Annotated in this window: 18 protein-coding genes; 8 read left to right on the top strand and 10 right to left on the bottom strand. The window is 70.2% G+C overall.

Annotation, left to right across the window (positions count from 1 at the left end):
* Window positions 1–330: 330 nt before the first annotated feature.
* The 7 genes from ACUZ2Y_RS24895 to ACUZ2Y_RS24865 all read left to right on the top strand — a co-directional run bounded on the left by ACUZ2Y_RS24895 (window position 331) and on the right by ACUZ2Y_RS24865 (window position 11,596).
* Window positions 331–720 (top strand): hypothetical protein, encoded by a 390-nt coding sequence (locus ACUZ2Y_RS24895; protein WP_476323085.1) that lies wholly within the window; start codon window positions 331–333, stop codon window positions 718–720.
* Window positions 721–832: 112 nt separating this feature from the next.
* Window positions 833–2,032: an ATP-binding cassette domain-containing protein gene (locus ACUZ2Y_RS24890; RefSeq protein WP_476323082.1), complete on the top strand. Its 1,200-nt coding sequence runs from the start codon at window positions 833–835 to the stop codon at window positions 2,030–2,032.
* Window positions 2,032–2,937: an ABC-2 transporter permease gene (locus tag ACUZ2Y_RS24885; protein WP_476323079.1), complete on the top strand. Its 906-nt coding sequence runs from the start codon at window positions 2,032–2,034 to the stop codon at window positions 2,935–2,937. Before ACUZ2Y_RS24890 ends, ACUZ2Y_RS24885 begins: the two co-directional genes overlap by 1 nt.
* Window positions 2,938–3,075: 138 nt before the next feature.
* Entirely contained in the window at window positions 3,076–6,825 is a 3,750-nt protein-coding gene (locus ACUZ2Y_RS24880) for an ABC transporter ATP-binding protein (RefSeq protein WP_476323076.1), read from the top strand.
* Window positions 6,826–7,015: 190 nt separating this feature from the next.
* Window positions 7,016–10,720 carry a multifunctional oxoglutarate decarboxylase/oxoglutarate dehydrogenase thiamine pyrophosphate-binding subunit/dihydrolipoyllysine-residue succinyltransferase subunit gene (locus ACUZ2Y_RS24875; protein ID WP_476323073.1) on the top strand — a complete coding sequence of 1,235 codons (3,705 nt, stop codon included), beginning with the start codon at window positions 7,016–7,018 and terminating at the stop codon, window positions 10,718–10,720.
* 69 nt (window positions 10,721–10,789) lie between these two features.
* A complete protein-coding gene (locus tag ACUZ2Y_RS24870) occupies window positions 10,790–10,969 on the top strand; it encodes a DUF6104 family protein (protein ID WP_476323070.1) in 180 nt (59 codons plus the stop codon).
* Between the two features lie 54 nt (window positions 10,970–11,023).
* Window positions 11,024–11,596, top strand: coding sequence for a Uma2 family endonuclease (locus ACUZ2Y_RS24865; protein WP_476323067.1), 573 nt, complete (start codon window positions 11,024–11,026; stop codon window positions 11,594–11,596).
* Window positions 11,597–11,598: 2 nt separating this feature from the next.
* Here ACUZ2Y_RS24865 and ACUZ2Y_RS24860 read toward each other — a convergent pair whose 3' ends face one another.
* The 6 genes from ACUZ2Y_RS24860 to hutH form a co-directional block, all read right to left on the bottom strand.
* On the bottom strand, window positions 11,599–12,591 hold the full coding sequence (locus tag ACUZ2Y_RS24860; protein ID WP_476323064.1) for an aldo/keto reductase: 993 nt from the start codon (window positions 12,589–12,591) through the stop codon (window positions 11,599–11,601).
* A 32-nt stretch (window positions 12,592–12,623) separates the two neighbouring features.
* Window positions 12,624–13,772 carry an imidazolonepropionase gene (gene hutI / locus ACUZ2Y_RS24855; RefSeq protein WP_476323062.1) on the bottom strand — a complete coding sequence of 383 codons (1,149 nt, stop codon included), beginning with the start codon at window positions 13,770–13,772 and terminating at the stop codon, window positions 12,624–12,626.
* Window positions 13,769–14,998 (bottom strand): formimidoylglutamate deiminase, encoded by a 1,230-nt coding sequence (locus ACUZ2Y_RS24850; protein WP_476332058.1) that lies wholly within the window; start codon window positions 14,996–14,998, stop codon window positions 13,769–13,771. The genes hutI and ACUZ2Y_RS24850 overlap by 4 nt, the downstream gene beginning before the upstream one ends.
* Before the next feature lie 341 nt (window positions 14,999–15,339).
* Complete coding sequence (locus ACUZ2Y_RS24845) at window positions 15,340–16,539, bottom strand: allantoate amidohydrolase (protein WP_476323059.1); 1,200 nt, start codon at window positions 16,537–16,539, stop codon at window positions 15,340–15,342.
* Window positions 16,536–18,191, bottom strand: coding sequence for a urocanate hydratase (gene hutU, locus ACUZ2Y_RS24840; RefSeq protein WP_476323056.1), 1,656 nt, complete (start codon window positions 18,189–18,191; stop codon window positions 16,536–16,538). The genes ACUZ2Y_RS24845 and hutU overlap by 4 nt, the downstream gene beginning before the upstream one ends.
* Window positions 18,188–19,720: a histidine ammonia-lyase gene (gene hutH, locus ACUZ2Y_RS24835; RefSeq protein ID WP_476323053.1), complete on the bottom strand. Its 1,533-nt coding sequence runs from the start codon at window positions 19,718–19,720 to the stop codon at window positions 18,188–18,190. Before hutH ends, hutU begins: the two co-directional genes overlap by 4 nt.
* Window positions 19,721–19,807: 87 nt before the next feature.
* On the opposite strand from hutH, the gene ACUZ2Y_RS24830 reads away from it, so the two are divergent.
* Window positions 19,808–20,605 (top strand): IclR family transcriptional regulator, encoded by a 798-nt coding sequence (locus tag ACUZ2Y_RS24830; RefSeq protein WP_476323050.1) that lies wholly within the window; start codon window positions 19,808–19,810, stop codon window positions 20,603–20,605.
* A 194-nt stretch (window positions 20,606–20,799) separates the two neighbouring features.
* Here ACUZ2Y_RS24830 and ACUZ2Y_RS24825 read toward each other — a convergent pair whose 3' ends face one another.
* Genes ACUZ2Y_RS24825 through ACUZ2Y_RS24810 form a run of 4 tightly spaced genes read right to left on the bottom strand, consistent with a single transcriptional unit; the run spans window position 20,800 to window position 24,177 of the window.
* On the bottom strand, window positions 20,800–21,717 hold the full coding sequence (locus tag ACUZ2Y_RS24825; protein WP_476323047.1) for an ABC transporter substrate-binding protein: 918 nt from the start codon (window positions 21,715–21,717) through the stop codon (window positions 20,800–20,802).
* Between the two features lie 11 nt (window positions 21,718–21,728).
* Entirely contained in the window at window positions 21,729–22,424 is a 696-nt protein-coding gene (locus tag ACUZ2Y_RS24820) for an ABC transporter permease (protein ID WP_476323044.1), read from the bottom strand.
* The gene (locus tag ACUZ2Y_RS24815; RefSeq protein WP_476323041.1) at window positions 22,421–23,065 is read right to left on the bottom strand and encodes an ABC transporter permease; all 645 of its coding nucleotides are present in this window, start codon (window positions 23,063–23,065) and stop codon (window positions 22,421–22,423) included. The genes ACUZ2Y_RS24820 and ACUZ2Y_RS24815 overlap by 4 nt, the downstream gene beginning before the upstream one ends.
* The gene (locus tag ACUZ2Y_RS24810) at window positions 23,062–24,177 is read right to left on the bottom strand and encodes an ABC transporter ATP-binding protein (RefSeq protein ID WP_476323038.1); all 1,116 of its coding nucleotides are present in this window, start codon (window positions 24,175–24,177) and stop codon (window positions 23,062–23,064) included. The genes ACUZ2Y_RS24815 and ACUZ2Y_RS24810 overlap by 4 nt, the downstream gene beginning before the upstream one ends.
* Window positions 24,178–24,259: the final 82 nt, after the last annotated feature.

Below are 24,259 nucleotides of genomic sequence, written 5' to 3'. Positions count from 1 at the left end.
GGGCAGGCGAGTTGTGAATATTTGTCCACGGACAGTGGATGCGTTCTGGTGAACTGTTCACCACCAGCGCACATTCGGGTGAATACCCCCGGTAGGGGTAGTGAGTTCGCCCTGTGAGACCGATGTTCCCTCTGTGACTGAGCCCCGGTGGTACGTCGGTTGCCATGACCCGTTCGGCAGGGATCGGGCGTTGACGGTGTTGGTCGAGGATGACCGTGTCGTGTTGGTGCCGCCGCCTGGTGCTTCGGCTGTGTTGTCGGCGCAGCAGACGCGGTCGTTGGGTCTTGTGTTGGATCAGGCCGCCGGTCGCGCGGATGAAGTTCGGGCCTGATGGCGGGCGATCCGTTGCGTGAGGCCGTGATGCGGCGTTTGGCGCTGCTGGACGAGGCCGCGGGCAATGCTGATGCGGATACGTTGCTTCCGTTGGCACGCAGCGAGATCACCAGGTTGGCCGATGGGTGGCGGTTGCTGCTCACGGTGCACCAGCAGGGTCCTGATCAGCGGTGTCAGGCTTGTCCGCCGGGGTGGGGTGGGTTTCGGGGCAGGCGTTGGCCGTGTCAGGTGTGGAAGATGGCTCATGAGCATTTGATCGGTGAGGGTGTTCCGCACCGTGAGCGCACGACGCCGTTGCGCAATCCCTTCGGGAAGCCGGGTTGGGTGGTTCCGCCCGAGTCTTCCGTCGAGGTCACCACGGAGATCCCGGTGATTCGCCACCGCTGATCGCCGGTCACGCTGGGTGAACAAGGGCGCCAGTCTTCCAGTGTCGCCACGCCGTGCAGTCGTCATGGGGCAAGATGGCCGCCACGTAAGCCTGGCGAGCAGGAGGGGCCCTGTGCAGGACGGTAGCGGTCGCATCGTGGTGCAGAACTTGACCAAGAACTTCGGTCAGGTCGCCGCGGTGCAGAACCTGAGTTTCCATGTGGAGCCGGGGTCGGTCACCGGCTTCCTCGGGCCGAACGGCGCGGGCAAGACGACGACTCTTCGGATGTTGCTCGGCCTTGTGCGGCCGACGGCGGGCCACTCGACGATCAACGGGCAGCCGTTCGAGCGGTTGGGCAACCCCGGTCGGGTTGTCGGCGCGGTGCTCGAGGCGCAGGGGTTTCACCCCACGCGGTCGGCGCTCAACCATCTGCGGGTTTACGCCGCGGCGATGGGGCTGCCTGATCAGCGCGCGCATGAGGTGGTGCAGCTCGTCGGGCTGGGTGGTGCGGCGCACCGGGCGGCGGGCGGGTTCTCGCTCGGCATGAAGCAGCGGCTGGCGTTGGCCACCGCGCTTCTGGGCGACCCGCAGGTGTTGGTCCTCGACGAGCCCGCGAACGGGCTCGACCCGGAGGGCATCGCCTGGTTGCGCACGTTCCTGCGCGCGTTCGCGGCGTCCGGCCGGACTGTGCTGATCTCCAGCCACCTGTTGGCCGAGGTCGAGCAGACCATCGACCAGGTGGTGATCATCAGCCGCGGGCAGACCGTGTTCTACGGCATGCTCGACGACCTGCGCCGGTCGCAGCAGTCGCGGGTGCTTGTGCAGCCCGCGGACGCGACCGCGTTCGTCACCGCGTTGCAGGCGGCCGGGATCACCGGCATCCAGCCGACGCCGGACGGCAGGGTCGCGGTCACCGACGCCACGATCCAGCAGATCGGCGACGTGGCGGCCAAGGCGGGCGTCGCGACGTACGGCATGCAGGAGGAGAAGGTCGACCTGGAGCAGCTGTTCTTCCGGCTGACCAGCGGCCAGTACGCGGCACCGGGTTACGCTCCGCCGCCTCAGCACGGCGGCTACGCGCTGCCTGTGGAGGCCTACCAGCAGCAGCCGAACCCGTACCAGCAGCAGCAGCAGCAGCAGCAATACCAGCAGCCGCCTCAGCAGGATTATCAGCACCAGCCGTACCAGCAGCAGGATTATCAGCAGCCGCCGCAGAGCTATGAGCAGCAGTACCAGCCGCCGGTCCAGGAGTCCTCGCCGTATCAGCCGCCCGCGCCGGATCCGACGCCCGCGCCGCAGCAGGACTCGACCGGACAGGGAGGCAACGCCTGATGGGCAACATGATCAAGGCGGAGTTCCGCAAGATCCTGACCACCAAGTTGTGGTGGGCGATGATGATTCCCGCGTTCCTGGTGGCGGGCGGCTGGGCGCTCGGCGGCGCCGCGCTGACCACGGAGATCGCCAACGACCTGTCCCAGGAAGACGTCATCCAGCAGTTCGACATCCCGATCAACGACGTGTCCTGGTCGGTGATCGCGCTGGCCCGCGCGATGAACATCGCGTCGATCTTCCCGATGCTCTTCGGCGCGCTCGGCCTGGCCAGCGAGTTGCACCGCCGCACGATCACGACCACGTTCCTGACCGCGTCCACCCGTCCCGGCGTGCTCACCGCCAAGGCGATCGTCTACACGGGGTGGGGTGCGATCTACGGACTCGTCATCGCCATCGCGGTCTCCTTCGGCGCGCTGCTCGGGTCGGACAGCAACCACCTGCCCGACGGCAAGCAGTGGTTCCTGGTGCTGCTCGCCGGCGTGATCATGTGCACCCTGTGGACGCTGTTCGGTCTCGGGGTCGGCGCGCTCATCGGGTCGCCGGTGGGTGCGATCGTGATCCTGCTGATCTACGCGCTAGTCATCGGCCCGTTCGGCGAGTTCGTGCTCTTCTCCGCCACCGACGGCTCGAACCTGCCCGGCTTCCTGCCGAACGGCTCCGCCAACGGCATGACCGGCTCGACCGCGAGCGCGCTGTTGTTCGACCAGATCCAGGCCCTGGTCCTCAATCTGGGCGGCGAAATGGTCACCGAGGACCGCCGCGAGACCTTCGACCAGGCCGTCCGCGCGGTGGCGGGCGCCCCTGGCGCGCTGTCGCTGTGGCTGAGCACCCTGGTGTTCCTGGCCTGGACCGCCTTGTTCTTCGGCACGGGGATGTGGCGCAACCAGACGCGCGACATCACCTGAGCTAGTCCGCCACCCCGGAATTTTAAGTTTGGGTCGCCTTGGCGAGCAGCCGCGGCGGAGAGTGGGTAACCGTGGTCGGGTTTCGTCACGGTCCCCTTGGCGGCGGTCGGTTTGTCGGACAGGACCTAATCTGGCGGGGTGCCTGATAACCCTGGCTGGATCCGCAGACTGACCGCCGCGTGCTGGCGACACCGCCGCCTGGTGGTGTTGTCGGTCGTCGCGTCGGTGATCGGTGTCGGTTTCCAGGCGGCTGGTCCGCTCTTGGTCAAGTTCGTCGTCGACGACGCCATCGCCGGCACGACCGAACGCCTCGCCGGGCTTGTGGTGGCGTTGGTCGCGATGGAGTTGTTGACCTTCGGCAGCGCGTTCCTGCGCCGGTATCTGGGCGGGCGCCTGGCTTTGGACGTCCAGCATGACCTGCGCCAGGCGGTGTTCGGCGCGGTGCAGCGGCTCGACGGCGGCAAGCAGGACGCGATGCGCACCGGGCAGGTGGTGTCGCGGTCGATCACCGACCTGCAGCTCGTTCAGGGCCTGCTGATGATGGTGCCGCTCTCGATTGGCACGGTCGTGTTCGCGTTCATGGCGTTGGCCGCCATGCTGTGGCTCTCACCGCTGCTCACCGTCGTCGCCCTGGTGGTCACGCCGGCGGTCGCGTTCGTGGCGATGCGCAGCAGGCTCACGCTGTTCCCGGCGACATGGTCGGCCCAGCAGCGCGCCGCCGACCTCGCGCAGCACGTCGAGGAGACGGTCACCGGCGTCCGCGTGGTCAAGGGGTTCGGCCAGGAGGCCCGCGAGATCTCCCGGCTGGAGAAGTCCGCCCGGTCCCTGTTCGCCGAGCGGATGCGGGCGGCGGCGCTGACATCGAAACCGGCCGCGACCTTGGTCGCGATGCCGTCGGCGGGTCAGGTGGCGGTGCTCGCGCTCGGCGGCTGGATGGCGCTCGACGGCCAGGTCACGCTGGGCACCTTTCTCGCGTTCACCACCTATGTGGCCAATCTGGTCGGCCCGACCAGGTTGCTGTCCGGCCTGCTGATCAACGCGCAGCTGGCGCGGGCGGGCGTGGAGCGGGTGTACGAGCTGATCGACTCCCAGCCCGACGTCACCGACAAGCCCGACGCGGCCGATGTGCCGGACGGGCCGGTCGACGTCCGACTCGACGATGTCACCTTCGGCTACACGCGAAGCGATCCCGTGCTGGACGGGGTGTCGCTGCGGGTCTCCCCCGGTGAGACGCTCGCCCTGGTCGGCACGGCGGGCTCGGGCAAGTCCACGGTGTCGCTGCTGCTGCCCAGGTTCTACGACGTGCACGCGGGGTCGATCAAGGTCGGCGGGGTCGACGTCCGCGACCTCCGGCTGGCGTCGCTGCGCGGCACGGTCGGCGTGGTGTTCGAAGAGGCGTTCCTGTTCTCCGACTCCGTGCGCGCGAACATCGCCTACGGGCGGGCGGACGCGACCGAGGACGACATCCGAGCGGCGGCGAAGGCCGCGCAGGCGCACGAGTTCATCGAGGCGCTGCCCCACGGCTACGACACGGTGGTCGGCGAACGCGGGCTGACGCTGTCGGGCGGTCAGCGGCAGCGGGTCGCCCTCGCCCGCGCTCTGCTCTCCGACCCGCGGGTGCTGGTGCTCGACGACGCGACATCGGCGGTGGACGCGGCGACGGAGTCGGCCATCCACGACACGCTGCGCGAGGTCACCGCCGAGCGCACGACCCTGCTCATCGCCCACCGCCGCTCGACGCTGAGCCTGGCCGACCGCATCGCCGTCCTCGACCGGGGCCGGGTGGTCGACGTCGGCACGCACGCGGAACTGTCCGGGCGCTGCGAGCTGTACCGGTCGCTGCTGGCCGGCCCTGGCGACGTGATCGAAGACCCGACCCGCGGCCTCGACGAAGACCTGGTTCCCGGTCCCGACGGGATCACCGAGTCGCTCTGGCCCGCCCCGACCGAGCCGGACCGGGCGACGGCGGCGCCCGCCGCGCGGGTCAGCGGACGCATGGGCGGGGGTTCCGGCGACGCGGCGGCCGCGCTTGCGCCGACGCCCGAGCTCATCGCCCGGGTCGAGGCGCTCCCGCCCGCGCACGAACAGCCCGACCTGCCCGGTGAGGACCCGACGGCGCCGGATCCGGGCTTCCGGCTGCGCCGCCTGCTGACGCCGGTCCGGTGGTCCCTCGCGGTCGTGGCGGCCCTGGTGATCGCCGACGCGTTGACCGGCATGGCCATGCCCGCGCTGGTCCGCCACGGCATCGACTCCGGCATCCTGACCGGCACCTCGGGCGCGCTTTGGGTGGCGACCGGCATCTCCGCCGTCCTGGTCGGCGTCATGTGGATCAACACCGCGGTGACGACCATCCTCACCGCGCGCGTGGGCGAACGCCTCCTCTACCTGCTGCGCGTGCGCAGCTACGCCCACCTGCAGCGGCTCGGCCTCGATTACTACGAACGTGAACTGGCCGGCCGGATCATGACCAGGATGACCACCGACGTCGACGCGCTGTCGACGTTCCTGCAGACCGGGGTCACCACGGCGGCCGCGAGCGTGCTGACCGTCGCGGCCATCACCGTCGCGCTGCTCGTCACCGACTTCTCGCTGGCCCTGGTCGCGTTGGCGATCCTGCCGGCGCTGGCGGTCGCGACGATCATCTTCCAGCGGCTGTCCTCCGCGGCCTACGCCGAGGCGCGCGAGCGGGTCAGCGCGGTCAACGCGGACATGCAGGAGAACGTCACCGGCCTGCGGGTGTCCCAGGCGTACACGCGGGAGGGCCAGGCCGCCGAGCGGTTCGCCGAGCGCAGCGACGCCTACCGGCGCAGCAGGCTGCGTGCCCAGCGCTACATCGCGACGTACTTCCCTTTCGTCGCCATGCTGTCCGGCTTCGCGCAGGCGGCGGTGCTGGTCGCGGGCGCCCACCGGGTCGCCGCGGGCGACCTCACTCCCGGTGTGCTGCTGGCGTTCCTGCTGTACCTGGGCCTGTTCTTCGCCCCGGTCCAACAGCTTTCCGGCATCTTCGACGGCTACCAGCAGGCCCGGGTCGGCCTGCGCCGGATCTCCGACCTGCTGCGCACGCCGAGCAGCGTCGAGCCGCCCGCCGAGCCGGTTCCCGTCCCGGCCCACCTGAGCGGCGCCGTCGAGCTGCGCGGGGTGACGTTCCGCTACCCGGGCACCGAGACACCGGCCGTCGAAGACGTGTCGCTGCGCGTCGAGCCCGGGCAGACCGTCGCGCTGGTCGGCGCGACCGGCGCGGGCAAGTCGACCGTCGTCAAGCTGATCGCCCGCTTCTACGACCCGACCGAGGGCGCGGTCCTCGCCGACGGGACCGACCTGCGCGCGTACGACCTCGCCGGCTACCGGCAGCGGCTGGGCGTGGTCCCCCAGGAGGCCCACCTGTTCAGCGGCGACATCGCGCGCAACGTCGCTTATGGCGACCCGGACGCGTCGCCCGCCAAGGTCGAGGCCGCCGTCCGCGCGGTCGGCGCGCTGCCGATGGTCGCCGGTCTCGCCGACGGTTTCCGCCAGCAGGTCGGCGAGCGGGGCCAAGGTCTGTCCGCGGGCCAGCGCCAGCTCATCGCCCTCGCGCGGGCCGACCTCACCGATCCCGACATCCTGCTGCTCGACGAGGCGACCGCCGCCCTCGACCCGGCCACCGAGGCCGCGGTGATCGCCGCGAGCGACCGGGTCACGAGCAGCCGCACCACGTTCGTCGTGGCACACCGATTAGCCACCGCGGCCCGGGCCGACGCCATCGTCGTGATGGAGGCGGGCCGGGTGGTCGAGCAGGGCACCCACGACGAGCTGCTGGCGGCGGACGGTCACTACGCGCGCCTCTGGCGTTACGGATCACCGGAGCACGCCGAACAGCGCTCCGAGCTGCCCGAAACGGCCCCCCGGTGAGGGCCGAAACCTCACCAGCCCGGGCCGCGAGCAGTGAGAACATCCGGGCTCAATCGATACAGTGCCGAACGCTACGCATGAGGTGGCTCACCCGGGTCCACTTGATTAACACACGCCCTGACCGGGGGACTAGCCTGACGGGGAATGGCCATTACTAAGAGATCGAGATGGATAGAGGCGAGAGCCAGCCGTGTCCAGCAGTAGTCCCGCGTCACAGTTCGGTGCGAACGAGTGGCTCGTCGAAGAGATGTATGAGCAGTTCCTCGCGGACCCGTCTTCCGTAGACCCCGCGTGGCACGACTTCTTCGCCGACTACAAGCCCACACCGCGAGCCGCAAGCCAAGGCGCCGCGACGGCGAAGAGCGCGGGGAGTGACACCGGGACGGCGACCGCCACGGCCACCGCTCCCGCCGCCACCCCGCCCGCCGAGCAGCCACCCGCCAAGACCGCGCCCCCGGCGTCGGGCAACGGGCAGGCGGCCGCCGCGCCGAAGAAGCCCGCGCCCGCCCCAGCGCCCGCCAAGCCCCAGGTGGCCGCGGTCGAGGGTGAGGAACGCAAGCCGCTGCGCGGAGCCGCCGCCGCGATCGCGAAGAACATGAACGCCTCGCTGTCGCTGCCGACCGCGACCAGCGTGCGCGCGGTGCCCGCGAAGCTGCTCGCGGACAACCGCATCGTGATCAACAACCACCTCAAGCGGACCCGCGGTGGGAAGGTCTCCTTCACCCACCTCATCGGCTACGCGATGGTTCGCGCGCTTGAGGCGTACCCGAACATGAACCGGCACTACGCCGAGGCCGACAACAAGGCCTACGCGGTCACGCCGGAGCACGTGAACCTCGGCCTGGCGATCGACCTGCCGGGCAAGGACGGTTCGCGCAACCTCGTCGTCGCCGCCATCAAGGGCTGCGAGGGCATGACCTTCCAGCAGTTCTGGCAGGCCTACGAGGACCTGATCCGCAAGGCGCGCAACGGCGCGCTGACCGCGGACGACTTCGCGGGCACCACGATCTCGCTGACCAACCCCGGCGGCATCGGCACCAACCACTCGGTGCCGCGCCTGTCGGTCGGCCAGGGCGCGATCCTGGGCGTCGGCGCGATGGAGTACCCGGCCACGTTCCAGGGCGCCAGCGAGACCACGCTGGTCGAGATGGGCATCAGCAAGATCATCACGCTGACCTCCACCTACGACCACCGCATCATCCAGGGCGCGGAGTCCGGCGAGTTCCTCGGCCGGATCCACAAGCTGCTCCTCGGTGAGGACGGCTTCTACGACGACATCTTCACGTCGCTGCGGATCCCGTACGAGCCGATCCGATGGACCTCCGACCTCTCCGAGGGCCCGGTCGACAAGACCGCCCGGGTCATCGGCCTGATCGACGCCTACCGCACCCGCGGCCACCTGATGGCCGACACGGACCCGCTGAACTACCGCCAGCGCAAGCACGAGGACCTCGACGTCCGCTCGCACGGGCTGACGTTGTGGGACCTCGACCGCGAGTTCCCGGTCGGCGGCTTCGCGGGCAAGGAGCGGATGAAGCTGCGCGACGTCCTCGGCGTGCTGCGCGACTCCTACTGCCGCACCGTCGGCGTCGAGTACACCTACATCCTCGACCCGACCGAGCGCCGCTGGATCCAGGACCGCGTCGAGGGCGCGCACGAGAAGCCCGCCGCGGCGGTGCAGAAGTACGTGCTGTCGAAGCTGAACGCGGCCGAGGCGTTCGAGACGTTCCTGCAGACCAAGTACGTCGGGCAGAAGCGGTTCTCGCTCGAAGGCGGCGAGTCGGTCATCCCGCTGCTCGACACCGTGCTCGACAAGGCCGCCGAGTTCGAGCTCGACGAGGTCGTCATCGGCATGCCGCACCGCGGCCGCCTCAACGTGCTGGCCAACATCGTCGGCAAGCCGATCTCGCAGATCTTCCAGGAGTTCGAGGGCAACCTCGACCCGGGCCAGGCGCACGGCTCCGGCGACGTGAAGTACCACCTCGGCGCCGAGGGCAAGTACTTCCGGATGTTCGGCGACGGCGAGACCAAGGTGTCGCTGACCGCCAACCCGTCGCACCTGGAGACCGTCGACCCCGTCCTCGAGGGCATCGTCCGCGCCAAGCAGGACCTGCTCGACAAGGGCGACAAGGGCGACGGCTTCTCCGTGCTGCCGATCGCGCTGCACGGCGACGCCGCGTTCGCCGGTCAGGGTGTGGTGGCCGAGACGCTGAACCTGGCGCTGCTGCGCGGCTACCGCACCGGCGGCACCGTGCACGTGATCATCAACAACCAGGTCGGCTTCACCACCGCCCCGGAGCACTCGCGGTCGAGCCAGTACGCGACCGACGTGGCGAAGATGATCCAGGCGCCGGTGTTCCACGTGAACGGCGACGACCCGGAGGCCTGCTACTGGGTCGCCCGGCTGGCGATGGACTACCGCCAGACGTTCAACAAGGACGTCGTCATCGACCTGGTCTGCTACCGCCGCCGCGGGCACAACGAGGGCGACGACCCCTCGATGACCCAGCCCGGCATGTACGACATCATCGACACCAAGCGCAGTGTGCGTAAGGGCTACACCGAGGCGCTCATCGGCCGCGGCGACATCTCCGTCGAGGAGGCGGAGAAGGCGCTGCGCGACTTCTCCAGCCAGTTGGAGCACGTCTTCAACGAGGTCCGCGAGCTGGAGAAGCACCCGATCGTGGCCAGCCCGTCGGTGGAGTCCGAGCAGCAGGTCCCGGCCAAGCTGGCGACCGGTGTGCCCGCCTCGGTGCTCGAACGCATCGCCGACGCGCACGTCGATTTGCCCGAGGGCTTCAGCCCGCACCCGCGGGTCAAGCCGGTGCTCGACCGCCGCGCCAAGATGGCCCGCGAGGGTGGCGTCGACTGGGCGTTCGGCGAGCTGCTGGCGTTCGGCTCGCTCAACCTGGAGGGCCGCACGGTCCGCCTGGCGGGCCAGGACTCGCGTCGAGGCACGTTCACCCAGCGGCACGCGGCGATCATCGACCGCAAGACCGGACGCGAGTACCTGCCGCTGCAGAACCTGTCCGAGGACCAGGGCAAGTTCATGGTCTACGACTCGGCGTTGTCCGAGTACGCGGCGCTGGGCTTCGAATACGGCTACTCGGTGGCCAACCCCGAAGCCCTGGTGCTGTGGGAGGCGCAGTTCGGCGACTTCGTCAACGGCGCGCAGTCGGTCATCGACGAGTACATCGCCTCCAGCGAGGCGAAGTGGGGCCAGCGCTCCGACGTGATCATGCTGCTCCCGCACGGGCATGAGGGTCAGGGCCCCGACCACACCTCGGGCCGCATCGAGCGCTGGCTGCAGCTGTGCGCCGAGGGCTCGATGACCGTGTCGGTGCCGTCGACCCCGGCGAACTACTTCCACCTGCTGCGCCGCCACGCCCTCGACGGTGTGCAGCGTCCGCTGGTGGTGTTCACGCCGAAGTCCATGCTGCGCAACAAGGCCGCCGTCAGCTCCGTCGAGGACTTCCTCGAGGGCACCCGGTTCGAGACGGTCATCGACGACCCGACCCAGCCGGACCCGGCGGGCGTCACGAAGCTGCTGTTCGTCTCCGGCAAGCTCTACTACGAGCTGGCCGCCGAGAAGGAGAAGCTGAGCGCCACGGACACCGCCATCGTCCGCGTCGAGCAGCTCTACCCGATGCCGCTCAAGCACCTCAAGGCGATCTTCGAGCGCTACCCCAACGCGAAGCACGTGCGTTGGGTGCAGGAGGAGCCCGCCAACCAGGGTTCGTGGCCGTTCTACGGCCTCAACCTGCCGGAGGAGCTGCCTGAGCACATCACCAAGCTCACCCGCGTCTCGCGTCGGCCGATGTCGGCGCCGTCGGCGGGGTCGAGCAAGGTGCACGAGCTTGAGCAGCGGGCGCTGATCGAGAAGGCGTTCGCGTAGGAGTCAGACCCTCGCGGAGCCGCCGGACCTCACGGACCGGCGGCTCCGCCATTTCCACAGGAGTAGCACGTGTACTTCACCGACCGCGGTATCGAAGAACTGGAACAGCGGCGCGGCGACGAGGAAGTCAGCTTCGCGTGGCTGGCCGACCGGCTGCGCGCGTTCGTCGACGCCAACCCCGAGTTCGAGACCCCCATCGAGCGCCTGGCCACCTTCCTGGCCCGCGACAACGAGGACATTGACGACTGACCTCACCTGAGCAGGTCGGCTATCCTCACCTCAAGCTCCCGCAGGAGGTTGACGATGACTGCTCTACCCGACTGGATGGTCTTACGACCGCAGGGGTTGAGTGCGGCGGATTACGAGGCGCTGCCCGAGGAAGTCTGCCGCCGCATTGAGGTCATCGATGGAGCCATAGTCGTGAACGCAGCACCCCGTCGCACACATCAACGAGTGGTGCGCATGCTGGCTCAGTCGCTGGCGGCCGCCTGCGGAGACCGATACGCCGTCGACTTCGACATCGACCTCAGGTTGCGAGACGTCCCCCTGCTGAATCGTCGACCGGACATCGCCATCTACGACCGGGATCTCCCCGACGAAGCCGTCCTGCGTGGCCACCACTGTCAACTTGTCGTCGAAGTCATGTCACCAGGGTCAGTGACTACCGACCAGACCGACAAGCCCGCCGAGTACGCGGCGGCGGGTATCCCACACTTCTGGCGGGTGGAACGTGTCGACGACCACGACGAACTGATCCTCTTCCGATATCTGCTCGATCCCACGACCAGGGTCTACGTTTCAGCAGGCGTAGACACCCGCAAGGTCGTCGTCACTGATCCGGTGGACATAGCTCTGGATCTCTCCGACCTCACCTGAGCTCACCAGGCGTAGGCCTCCGGCGCGGGCTTCGCGCCGTTCGGCCCGGGTGCGGGGAACAGTTCATCGAGCCGGGTCAGCGTGTCGGCGTCGAGCTTGAGGTCGAGCGCGGTCAGGCTGCCGTCGAGCTGCTCCAGCGTGCGCGGCCCGATGATGGGCGCGGTGACGCCCTCCTGGTGCAGCAACCAGGCCAGCCCGACGTGCGCCGGGTCGGCACCGATCTCGGCGCAGAGCTTCTCGTAGCCCTCGATCGCCTCGCGGTGCTTCTCCAGCGAATCCCCGGACCGCCCGGACAGACCGCGCGACGCCGTCCCGTCGGCCTGCTTGCGCAGGACGCCGCCGAGCAGGCCGCCGTGCAGCGGGGACCACGGGATGACACCGAGTCCGTAGTGCTTGGCGGCGGGAAGGACTTCGAGCTCGACCCAGCGGGTCAGCAGGTTGTAGATCGACTGCTCGCTGACCAGCCCGAGGAAGTGCCGCTCCCGCGCGGCCTCCTGCGCCTGGGCGAGGTGCCAGCCAGCGAAGTTGGAGGAGCCGAAGTAGAGGACCTTGCCCTGCTGCCGGAGAACCGAGAACGCCTCCCAGATCTCCTCCCACGGCGTGCGCCGGTCGACGTGGTGCATCTGGTAGAGGTCGATGTAGTCGGTCCGCAGCCGCCGCAGCGACGCGTCCGCCGCCCGCCGAATGTTGTGCGCGGACAGGAACGTGTCGTTGGGCCAGTCGCTCATGCTGCCGTAGAGCTTGGTGGCGAGCACGGTCTTCTCCCGCCTGCCACCGCCTTGGGCGAACCACCGGCCGATGATCTGCTCGGTGACGCCTTCGCCCTTCTTCCAGCCGTAGACGTTGGCGGTGTCGAAGAAGTTGATGCCGTGCTCGTGCGCGCGGTCCATGATCGTGTGGCTGCCAGGTTCGGTCGTCTCGGGACCGAAGTTCATCGTCCCCAGGACGAGCCGGGACACGGACAGGCCGCTGCGGCCGAGGTGGGTGTACTCCATACCAGCCAACCTACGCCCGGTCGGCGCTGTCCTCAGGTCGTCCGTTTCCCTGCCCGCCAGACGGCCCAGGTGAGGGGGACGCCGGGGCGGTAGGCGAGGTGGGTGGCCGATGGCGCGTTCAGGACGTGGAGGTCGGCGCGGGCGCCGGGCCGGATGATGCCGACTTCGTGTTCGCGGCGCAGGGCGCGGGCGCCGCCCCAGGTGGCGGCGCGGACGGCTTCGGCGACGGACATGCGCATCTGCAGGACGGCGGTGGTGACGCAGTAGGCCATCGACGAGGTGTAGGAGGAGCCGGGGTTGCAGTTGGAGGCGAGGGCGACGGTGGCGCCGGCGTCGAGTAGTGCGCGGGCGTCGGGGAGGGGCTGGCGGGTGGAGAGGTCGCAGGCGGGCAGCAGCGTGGCCACGGTGTCGCTGTTCGCGAGTGCGTCCACATCGGACTCGGTCAGGTGCGTGCAGTGGTCGACGCTGGCGGCGTTCAGCTCGACTGCCAGGCGGACGCCGGGGCCCGGCCCGAGTTGGTTTCCGTGCACACGCAGGCCCAATCCCTTGGCGGCGGCGGCCGTGAGCACCGCGCGTGACTGCGACTCATCGAAGGCGCCGGTTTCGCAGAAGACGTCAGCCCAGCGCACGTACGGTGCGACGGCGTCGAGCATCTCGCCGGTGACGAGGTCTATATAGGACTGTGGATCGGTGCCCGGCGGGACGAGGTGGGCGCCGAGGAAGGTGACCTCGTCGGCGTGCTCGGCGGCCAGGCGGGCGGAGCGGACCTCGTCTTCGACCGTGAGGCCGTAGCCCGTCTTGGTTTCCAGGTACGTCGTGCCCTGGGCGACCGCCTCGGCGACGTGGCGGCGCAGGCCCGCGCTGAGCTCAGCGTCCGTGGCCGCGCGGGTCGCCTCAACCGTGACCGCGATTCCGCCTGCGGTGTAAGGCTTCCCAGCCATCCGGGCGGCGAACTCGGCGGTGCGGTCGCCGGCGAAGACGAGATGGGTGTGGCTGTCGACCCAGCCGGGCAGGGCTGCCCGCCCGTCGACGTCGACCCGTTCGTCAGCCGCGGGGGCGTCGGCGGCGGTGCCGACCCAGGCGACGCGGTCGCCGTCGAGCACCACCGCGGCGTCGGTGAGGGTGCCGAGTTCGTCGTCGTTGGTGGTCAGTTCGGCGATGCCGGTCACCAGGATGCTCACGCCCACAGCCCTTCGATCGCGTTGGCCAGCAATGATCCGACGTCACCGAGCATATGCCTGCCGTCGCGGACGACCATGCGGCCGCCGACCACCACTGTGTCCACATCGGACGCGGTGGCGGCGAACATGGCTTGTCCCGGCAGGCATCCGGCTGTGCGCGGCGTGTCGAGTCGGACGGCGACGAAATCGGCCGGGGCGCCCACTTTGAGCTGTCCGACCTCCGGCCAGCCGAGGGCGGCGTGACCGGCGGTGGTCATCGCGGTGAGGAGTTCGTCCGGGCTCAGCCTGCCGCGCTCACCGGTGCGGAACCGTTCGCCATGTTCGAGGGCGCGCGCTTCGACCAGCGGGTCGACAACCGCGTGCTGGTCGCTGCCGAGGGACAGCGGCGATCCCGCCGACAGCAGTTCGCAGGCGGGGCCGAGCCCGTCGGCGAGGTCACCTTCGGTGGTGGGACAGAAGCAGGCGCCGGTGCCGGACCCGCCGAGGAGGGCGATGTCGCCTGCCGTGAGGTGGGTGGCGTGCACGGCCGTGGTGCGGGGGCCGAGGACACCAGCGTCGGCCAGGAGTTCGGTGGGAGTGCGGCCATATGCGGCGAGACACGCCTCATTCTCAGCGGGCTGCTCAGAGAGGTGGACGTGGAGCGGCCCTTGGCAGGCACCGACCTCGGACAGCGCCGCACGGGGAACCGCGCGCACAGAGTGGATCGCGCCACCGATCCGAGTGTTGGCATCGGCTTTGAGGTCGGCGACCCGACTCGCCCACGCCTGCGCGGTGCCGTCACTGAACCGGACCTGCTCGGCCGACACGGGGGCGCCGATTCCGCCTGCGAGGTAACAGGTGTCGAGCAGGGTGAGCCGAATCCCGGCGTCCTTCGCGGCCTGGATCAGCGCGGCGCCCATGGCGTTGGGGTCGGCGTAGCGACGGCCACCGGAGGCGTGGTGCAGATAGTGGAACTCGCCGACGCAGGTGACCCCCGCGAGGGCCATCTCGGCATACGCGGCGCGGGCCAACGCCAGGTAGGTATCGGGATCCAACTTGGCGGCCAGCGCGTACATCCGCTCACGCCACGTCCAGAACGTTCCACCATCACCGTGGGTCCGCCCCCGCAGCGCCCGATGAAACGCATGCGAATGCGCATTGGCGAAACCGGGAAAAACCAGCCCCCGCAACGAAACCACGTTCTCAGGCAGCCCGCGCGACGCGACCGCCCGCAGCTCCCCCGGCACTTCCCGCGACGAAATCCCGCCCCCGGGCAGCCCCCGCCCTTCCCCGGGGGGACGGCCCTTGGCCAGTCTATCGGTGGGGGGTGACGAAAGGGAGGGGTCGGCTTGGGGCTGTGGACAAGCCTGTGGATGGACCGGGCTTGGGGCCACGGCGGCGTTGTGGGCAGGGGTGGTCACAGCGGTGCCGTGGCCAGGGGTGCTCGCGGCGATGCCGCCGGCAGGGGCGGGGTCGGCAACGGCGCCGTGGGCAGGGGTAACGGCGGTGATCGTGCCATCGACGACGGTGATCAGGACGTCGGTGGCTATGCCGTCGGGGAGCCAGGCCCGTTCGCAACGATAGGTGGTCATCGGGCCAGGTGGGCCAGGACGTCGGCGAGGGCCACCGCTCCGGCCGTGCAGTCGTCGGCTTCTGCGAACTCCGCGGGGGCGTGGCTGATGCCGGTTGGGTTGCGAACGAACAGCATTGCCGTGGGGCGGTGGGCGGCGAGGATGCCCGCGTCGTGTCCTGCGCCCGTGGGCAGGGCGGGGACGCCGCCCAGGGTTGCCGCGAGGTCGTCGCGCAGCGCAGGGTCGAAGATCACGGTGTCACCGTAGGACTCCTCCGTCACGGTGACCGTGCAGCCCTCCTCCTCAGCGGCCACGCGCGCGGCGTCCCTGATGTCGGCTACCACCGCCCGAGTGCGGAAGTCGTCCTCGGCTCGGGCGTCGAGCCAGACGTCCACTGTGGACGCGATGACGTTGGTGCCGCCCGGGTTGGGCACGACCTTGCCGACCGTGGCCCGGGCGCCCTCGATGCCGGACGCGGCGCGGCGGGCGGCGAGGACTACCTGGGCGGCGGGGAGCATGGGGTCGCGGCGGTCGGTCAGCAGCGTGGCGCCCGCGTGGTTTCCCTCGCCCGCGAAGCTGAACCGCCAGCGGCCGTGCGCCAGGATCGAGCTGGCCATTCCCACCGGCGCACCCAGGTCCACCAGTCCCTTGCCCTGCTCGACATGCAGCTCGACGAACACACCGATCCGGGCCATGGCAACAGGATCCGGGCCCAGTCCGGCCGGGTCGAGCCCGGCTGCGCGCACCGCGTCGGCCAACGTCACGCCGTCGGGGTCGGTGAGCCTGCGGGCCGCGTCAGGGTCGAGGGCGCCGGTCATCAGGCGGGAACCGAGGCAGGCGACGCCGAACCGGCCGCCCTCCTCCTCGGCGAACACGGCGATGGCGAACGGCTTGCCAGGGATGAAACCCTTGGCGCGCAACAGGTCCACCGCGACCAGCGCGGATGTCACACCGAGCGGGCCGTCGTAGGCGCCGCCGCCGGGAACCGAGTCGAGGTGGCTGCCGGTGACGACCGCGCCATCTCCAGGCGTGCCCCACCAGGCCCACATCGTGCCGTTGCGATCGGTCTCCACGTCGAGCCCGCGCGCGGCGGCCTCGGCGCGGAACCACTCGCGCAGCTCCAGTTCCGACCGGTCGAACCCGTGCCGGGAGAAGCCGCCGCGCCGGGGGTCCGCGCCGACGCCGCCGATGTCCCCCAGCAGACCGGCGGCCGTCACGACCGCGCCATGGGAACGGTCACGCCGCGCTCCGCCGCGACCTCGTCCGCCCGGTCGTACCCGGCGTCGACGTGCCGGATGACGCCCATCGCCGGGTCGTTGGTGAGCACGCGTTCGATCTTCTGCGCGGCCAGCGGTGTCCCGTCGGCGACGGTGACCTGGCCGGCGTGGATCGAGCGGCCGATGCCGACGCCGCCGCCGTGGTGGATCGACACCCAGGTGGCGCCGGACGCGGTGTTGATCAGCGCGTTGAGCAACGGCCAGTCGGCGATCGCGTCGGAGCCGTCGGCCATCGCCTCGGTCTCCCGGTACGGGGAGGCGACGGAGCCGCAGTCGAGGTGGTCGCGGCCGATCACGATCGGCGCGGACACCTCGCCGTTGGCCACCATCTCGTTGAACCGCAGCCCCGCCAGGTGCCGTTCGCCGTAGCCGAGCCAGCAGATGCGCGCCGGGAGTCCTTGGAACTCAACCCTTTCCCCCGCCATCTTGATCCAGCGGGCAAGGGATTCGTTCTCCGGGAACAGTTCCAGAATCGCCCGGTCGGTGGCCGCGATGTCGGCCGGGTCGCCGGAGAGCGCGGCCCAGCGGAACGGGCCCATGCCCTCGCAGAACAGCGGCCGGATGTAGGCGGGCACGAACCCGGGGAAGTCGAACGCGCGCTCACACCCGCCGAGCTTGGCCTCGCCGCGAATCGAGTTGCCGTAGTCGAAGACCTCGGCGCCCTTGTCCATGAACCCGACCATCGCGCCGACGTGCTCGGCCATCGACTCGCGGGCGCGGTCGGTGAACTCGTCGGGCTTCTTGGCCGCGTAGTCGTGCCAGTCGGCCACGTCGACACCGCGCGGCAGGTACGCCAGCGGGTCGTGCGCGGAGGTCTGGTCGGTGACGATGTCGATGTCGACGCCCCGGCGCAGCAGCTCGGGGAACACCTCGGCGGCGTTGCCGATCACGCCGACCGACAGCGGTCGCTTCTCCCGCTTGGCCTGCTCGACACGGGCGACGGCGTCGTCGAGGGAGTCGGCCAGCTCGTCGAGGTAGCGGGTCTCGACCCGGCGGCGGGCGCGTTCGGGGTCGACCTCGACGCACAGCGCTACACCGTCGTTCATCGTGACCGCAAGCGGTTGCGCGCCACCCATGCCGCCCAGACCGGCGGTCAGCGTCAGCGTTCCGCGCAGGGTGCCGCCGAAGCGCTTGTTGGCGATGGCGGAGAAGGTCTCGTAGGTGCCCTGCAGGATGCCCTGGGTGCCGATGTAGATCCACGAGCCCGCGGTCATCTGGCCGTACATCATCAGGCCCTCGGCCTCTAGCTTGCGGAACTCCGGCCAGGTGGCCCAGTCGCCGACCAGGTTCGAGTTCGCGATCAGCACCCGCGGCGCCCACTCGTGGGTGCGCATGACGCCGACCGGTTTCCCGGACTGCACAAGGAGAGTCTCGTCCGCGGCCAAGTTGGTCAGCTCGCGCGTGATCGCGTCGAAGCTGGCCCAGTTGCGCGCCGCCTTGCCGGTGCCGCCGTAGACGACGAGGTCGTCGGGCCGCTCGGCGACCTCGGGGTCGAGGTTGTTGTGGAACATCCGCAGCGCGGCCTCGGTCTGCCAGTTGCGGGCGGTCAGCGTGGTGCCTCGGGCAGCGCGCACGGGTCGGGCGGTGCTCATGCGGTCCTCCGGGTGACGGCGTTCATCAGGTCGCCGGAACGGATCAGGTCCTCGGCGGCGGCGATTTCGGGAGCGAGGTGGCGGTCGGCGCCGGGTCCATCGACATGCTCGCGCAGCGCGGCGACGGCGGCGCCGGTCAGCGGACCGGGCAGCAGCGGCTTGCGCATGTCCAGCGCTCGGGCTGCGGTCAGCAACTCGACGGCCAGGACCGTGGTCAGCCCGTCGACGGCCTTGCGCAGCTTGCGCGCGGCCGACCAGCCCATCGAGACGTGGTCCTCCTGCATCGCGCTGCTCGGGATCGAGTCGACCGACGCCGGGACGGCGAGACGCTTGAGCTCGGAGACGATCGCGGCCTGCGTGTACTGGGCGATCATGTGGCCGGAGTCGACGCCGGGGTCGTCGGCGAGGAACGGCGGCAGGCCGTGCGAGCGGGCAACGTCGAGCATCCGGTCGGTGCGCCGCTCGGCCATGCTGGCCACGTCGGCGACCGGTATGGCCAGGAAGTCGAGCACGTAGGCAACGGGCGCGCCATGGAAGTTGCCGTTGGACTCGACGCGGCCGTCGGGCAGCACCACCGGGTTATCGATGGCGGAGGCCAGTTCGCGGTCGGCGACGGTCTCGGCGTAGCCGACGGTGTCGCGGGCGGCACCGTGGACCTGCGGCGAGCAGCGCAGCGAGTAGGCGTCCTGCACGCGGTTGCACTCGGGGCCGCGGTGGCTCTCCACGATCGGCGACCCGGCGAGGAAGCGGGACATGTTGGCCGCGGACACGCTCTGGCCGGGGTGCGGGCGCAGCGCGTGCAGGTCGGGGGCGAAGACGCGGTCGGTGCCCAGCAGCGCCTCGACGCTCATCGCGGCGGTCAGGTCGGCGACGTCGAGCAGGGCGTGCAGGTCGGCCAGGGCCAGGCACAGCATGCCGAGCATGCCGTCGGTGCCGTTGATGAGCGCGAGGCCCTCCTTCTCGGCCAGCTCGACCGGGCGCACGTTCCGCTCGGCCATCACCTCGGCGGCGGGGCGGAGCGCGCCCGTGCGGTCGTGGACCATGCCCTCACCCATCAGCGCGAGCGCCACGGCCGAGAGCGGCGCGAGGTCGCCGGAGCAGCCCAGCGAGCCGTACTCGTGCACGACGGGGTGAATGCGCTGGTTGAGCAGCTCCAGCATCGTCTCGACGGTGGACTGCCGGACGCCGGTGCGGCCGGTGGCGAGGGTGCGCAGGCGCAGCAGCATCAGGGCGCGAACGACCTCGTCCTCGACGTGCGGGCCCGCGCCCGCGGCGTGCGAGCGGATCAGCGAACGCTGCAGGGCGGCGCGCTTGTCGAGCGGGATGTGGCGGGTGGCGAGGGCGCCGAACCCGGTCGAGACGCCGTAGGTCGGCTGCGCGGCGTTGGCCAGTTCCTCGATGTGCGCGCGTGACTTGGCGACCGAAGCCAGTGCGTCCTCGGTGATGCGCACCCGGGCGGCGCTCCGGGCGACCTTCACAACGTCCGCGCGGGTCAGCGGGCCGCCGTCGATCTCAACCAGTTCCAGCATGCGCCCATCTCAACGCGTGGCCTGCCCGCGCACGAGGGGGAATCGGGTGAGAGTGTCTGAAATACCAGACTGAGCTACCGTGGGCTGGTGGGTGTGAGCAGCGACGTGCCCGCGCTGCGGCGCGGCCTGGCGGTGTTGCGCCTGCTCGCGGGCAAGGCGGGCCCGGTGACGGCGGCGGCGGTCGCCCGGGAGTTGGGCCTGCCCCGGTCGACGACGTATCACCTGCTCGGCGAGCTGGCCGACGCTGGTTTCGTGACCCACCTGCCCGAGGAGCGGCGCTACGGGCTGGGGTTGGCGGCGTTCGAACTGGGCTCGGCGTACCTGCGCCACGACCCACTGGAACGCCTCGCCCGACCGGTGCTGCGGCGGCTGATCGAGCGCACCGGGCACACCGCCCACCTTGGTGTCCTACACGGCGGCGAAACCCTGTACCTGCTGCGGGAACAGCCCGCGCACCCGCACACCGTGGTGACCGATGTGGGTGTCCGGCTGCCCGCGCACCTGCCCGCGTCCGGCCGGGCGATGCTGGCGCACCTGCCCGCCGCGCAGGTGCGTGCCCTGTTCCCGGGCCGTGGGGCTTTCGTCGACCGGACCGGTCGGGGACCCGCGCACCTGCCCGCGCTGCGGGGGTTGCTGAGCGCCGAGCGGCGGCAGGGGTGGGCCGTCGAGGACGGTTACGTGACGGTCGGCTTCGCGTCGGTGGCCGCGCCTGTTTTCGACCACGGCGGCCATCCGGTCGCGGCGATCAGCACCACGTTCCGGCATTCGTGTGCGACCGAGACGGAATGCGGGGAACATTGGCCGGACTTGGCGGCGGAGACCAGGCGGGCGGCGGCTGAGCTGAGTGGCCGCATCGGCGGACACGACCCGGCGAACGAGCGGTGACGCCCTTGCCCGGTTGGGCATGCCCTGGCAGGTGGTGCCGGTTCGGCCCCTGCGGATCGAGGTCGTGGGCATGGATCGGTCGGGGCCGCTGAGGTCGGGCCGTTGGGGTCGGCACGTCGCGTTCAGGTGCGGGGTGTCGCGCATTCATGGCCGAACCGGGCAGACGCCAGTGCGACGCCTGCCCGGTCGACAGCTCAGATTCCGGCCGAGGCCAACCAGTCCTTGGCCACCTTCGACGCGTCCGGCTTGTCCGGGGCGTTCAGTTTGGTGTTGAGCTCGATCAGGGTCTCGGTGGTCAGCTTCGCCGAGATGGCGTCGAGGACCTGCTTGACCGTGTCGGTCGCCTTGGACTTATTGATCAGCGGGACGACGTTCTGGGCGGCGAAGTTGGACTTCGGGTCATCCAGGACGACGAAGTTGTTGCTGGTGATCGCGGGATCGGTGGTGAACAGGTCGGCCGCCTGCACCACGCCGCTCTTCAGGGCGTCCACGGTCAGCGGGCCGCCCACGTCGAGCGACTTGTACTCCGAGACCTGCAGGCCATAGCTGGACTGCAGCCCGGGGATGCCGTCGGCGCGCTTCTGGAATTCCGGGGGGCCGCCGAAGACGACCGGGCCCTTGGCGGCGAGGTCGGCGATGGACTTGACGACCAGCTTGTCCGCGGTCTCCTTGGTGACGACGACCGCGTCCTTGTTCTCGGCCGCCGACTTGGCCAGCACGGTCAAATTCTCCGGCAGCGCCTTCTGCAGCGCCGCGTAGACCTCGTCGGACGTGGATTCCTTGGCTGCCTTGTTCACGTGCAGCAGGAGCACTCCGGTGTACTCCGGGATCAGGTCGATCGACCCGTCCTGCAGGCCGGCGTAGTAGGTCTCGCGGCTGCCGATGTTGAGCTTCTTGGTGACCTTGACACCCTTGGCCTCCAGCGCGCTCGCGTAGATCTCGGCGAGCAGGGTGCTCTCCGGGAAGTTCGCCGAGCCGATGGCGATGGTGTCCGTCGCCGCGGGCGGGGCGGCGGTTGTCGAGGTGCCGAGCGGGTCGGACCCGCCGCCGCACGCGCTCAGGGCGAGCGCCGTGGCCAGCGTGGTCGCCGCGCCGGCGAGTACGCGCTTCATCGAGGATCTCCTCACGTCGTTGCTTTCCGTTTCCTGGTGCGGGTCGGCCGCAGTCCCGGCGAGACCACCAGCCATTGCACACCCGCGAGAACAAGCTCCACGGTGATCGCGAGCGCCGCGATGAGCACCGCGCCCCCGGCCATCTGGTCGAACTCGCGGAACGAGTTGCCGTCGATGACGAACCGGCCGAGTCCGCCCAGCGCCACGAAAGCCGCGATGCTGGCCGTCGCGATCACCTGCAGCGTCGCCGCCCGCAGCGCCCCGAGCATCAGCGGCAGGGCGTTCGGGAGTTCGACTTTGAGCAGCACTTCCCGCTCACTCATCCCCATCCCACGCGCGGCGTCCACAATGGACGGCTCGACGTTGCGGACGCCCGCGTACGTCCCGGCCAGCAGCGGCGGGACCGCGATCAGCACGAGCACGATCGTGAGCGCTTCGAAGGCGAGCAGCAAACCCATGGCGGGCACCAGCAGGACCAGCATGCCCAGCTCGGGCAACGCTCGAACCGAGTTCAAGAGGCCGACGACCAGGGTGCCGCCGCGTCGGGTGTGGCCGATGTAGGCGCCCAGCGGAACGGCGATCAGGGCCGCGATCGGGATCGCGGTGGCGGTGTACCGCAGGTGCTGCAGCAGGCGCAGCGGGATGGCGTTGGCAGCCCAGTTGTCCGGGTTCGTGAGCCAAGCCCAGACCTGCAGGAACACGCTCATCGTGCGCCTCCCGCCCGCACCCACGGCGTCAGCAGCCTGCCGGTGATCACGAGGACGATCTCCACCAGCAGAGCCAACACCAGGATCGCGGCGATCGCGGCGATGATCTCGGCCGGATTGCCGCGCTGGTAGCCGTCGGTGAAGAACTTGCCGAGCCCGCCGACGCCGATGAGCGCGCCGACGCTGACGAGGCTGATGTTCGACACCGCGGCGACGCGCACACCGGCCAGCAGGACCGGCACCGCCAGCGGGAGTTCCACGGCGAAGAACCGGCCCAGCGGTCGGTATCCCATCGCGGTGGCGGCGGCGGTGACGGCGGGCGGGACCGCCGCCAGGGCGTCGGCGACCGACCGGACCAGCAGCGCGACCGTGTAGATGGTCAGGGCGGCTATGACGTTGACCGGGTCGAGGATCTGGGTGCCGAGGATGAGCGGCATCAGCACGAACAGCGCCAGCGACGGGATCGTGTAGAGCATCCCCGCAGTGGGCACAAGGATCGACTTGGCCAGTCGCGAGCGGCTCGCAATCCAGCCCAGCGGCAGCGAGATCAGCAGACCTACGACCACGGGGATCAGCGCCAGCCACAGGTGGTCCAGGCTGACGGTGAACAGCTCGTCGAGGTGGTCGAGGATCCAGGTCATGTGGGCACCTCGCCGGAGCGGCGGGCGTCGCCCAGCGCCTTGACGACAGTGTCCGCCACGACCCCGCCGACCACCGTGCCCTGGGCGTCGATCGCGATGCCAAGGGCGGCAGGGGAACTGAGCGCCGAGTCGAGAGCGGTGCGCAGCGTCCCACTGTCCACTTCGAACAGGGAGCCGCCGGAGACGAGGTCCTCGGCGCGAACTTGGTCCACTGTAGACAAAGAGGCGTCGGACACCCAGCCGAGGGGACGCTTCGCGTCGTCGACCACGACGGCCCAGCCGTTGTCGAGGCTCGCCCGCGCCTGCTCGGCGGACGCGCCCAACGCGACCGTCGCCACCGGTCCGACCGGAACACCTTGACCGGAAAGGAAACCGAGAGCGCGGTAGCCACGGTCGCGGCCGACGAAGGAGGCGACGAAGTCGTCGGCGGGTTTGGCCAGCAGCTCGGCCGGGGTGGCGTACTGGGCGAGCTTGCCGCCGACGCGCAGCACCGCGACCTTGTCGCCGAGCTTGATGGCCTCGTCGATGTCGTGGGTGACGAAGACGATGGTCTTGCCGAGGTCGGCCTGCAGGCGCAGCAGCTCCTCCTGCAGGCCGTCGCGCACGACCGGGTCGACCGCGCTGAACGGCTCGTCCATCAGCAGCACGGGCGGGTTCGCGGCGAGCGCCCTGGCCACGCCGACCCGCTGCTGCTGCCCGCCGGAAAGCTGCGACGGATAGCGTTTGCCCAGCTCAGCGGGCAGGCCGACGCGTTCGAGTAGCTCCGCGGCCTGCTTGCGCGCGGCGGACTTGCGGGTGCCGAGCAGCACCGGGACCGTGGCGACGTTGTCGAGGACGGTGCGGTGCGGGAACAGGCCTGCGTGCTGGATGACGTACCCGATGCCGCGCCGCAGCTTCGCCGGCGACTGCGCGCGGATGTCGGCGCCGTCGAGCAGGATCGTGCCGGAGGTGGCGTCGATCATCCGGTTGATCATCCGCAGGGAGGTCGTCTTGCCGCAACCGGACGGGCCGACGAGGACGGTGATGCCGCCGTCCTCGATCGCCAGGTCCAGGCTGTCCACCGCGACCGTGCCGTCGTCGTACCGCTTCGTCACGGCCTGGAACTCGATCACTCGAAGCTCCTCGGGTCGCACGGCTCCTTGCCGGCCGTTGATCGCTCGACCTTAGCTCGCAGGACCGACAGTGGCAGGTCGT

The organism is Actinokineospora sp. UV203, assembly GCF_056323665.1.
This window is presented reverse-complemented; position numbering and strand designations above follow the sequence as displayed.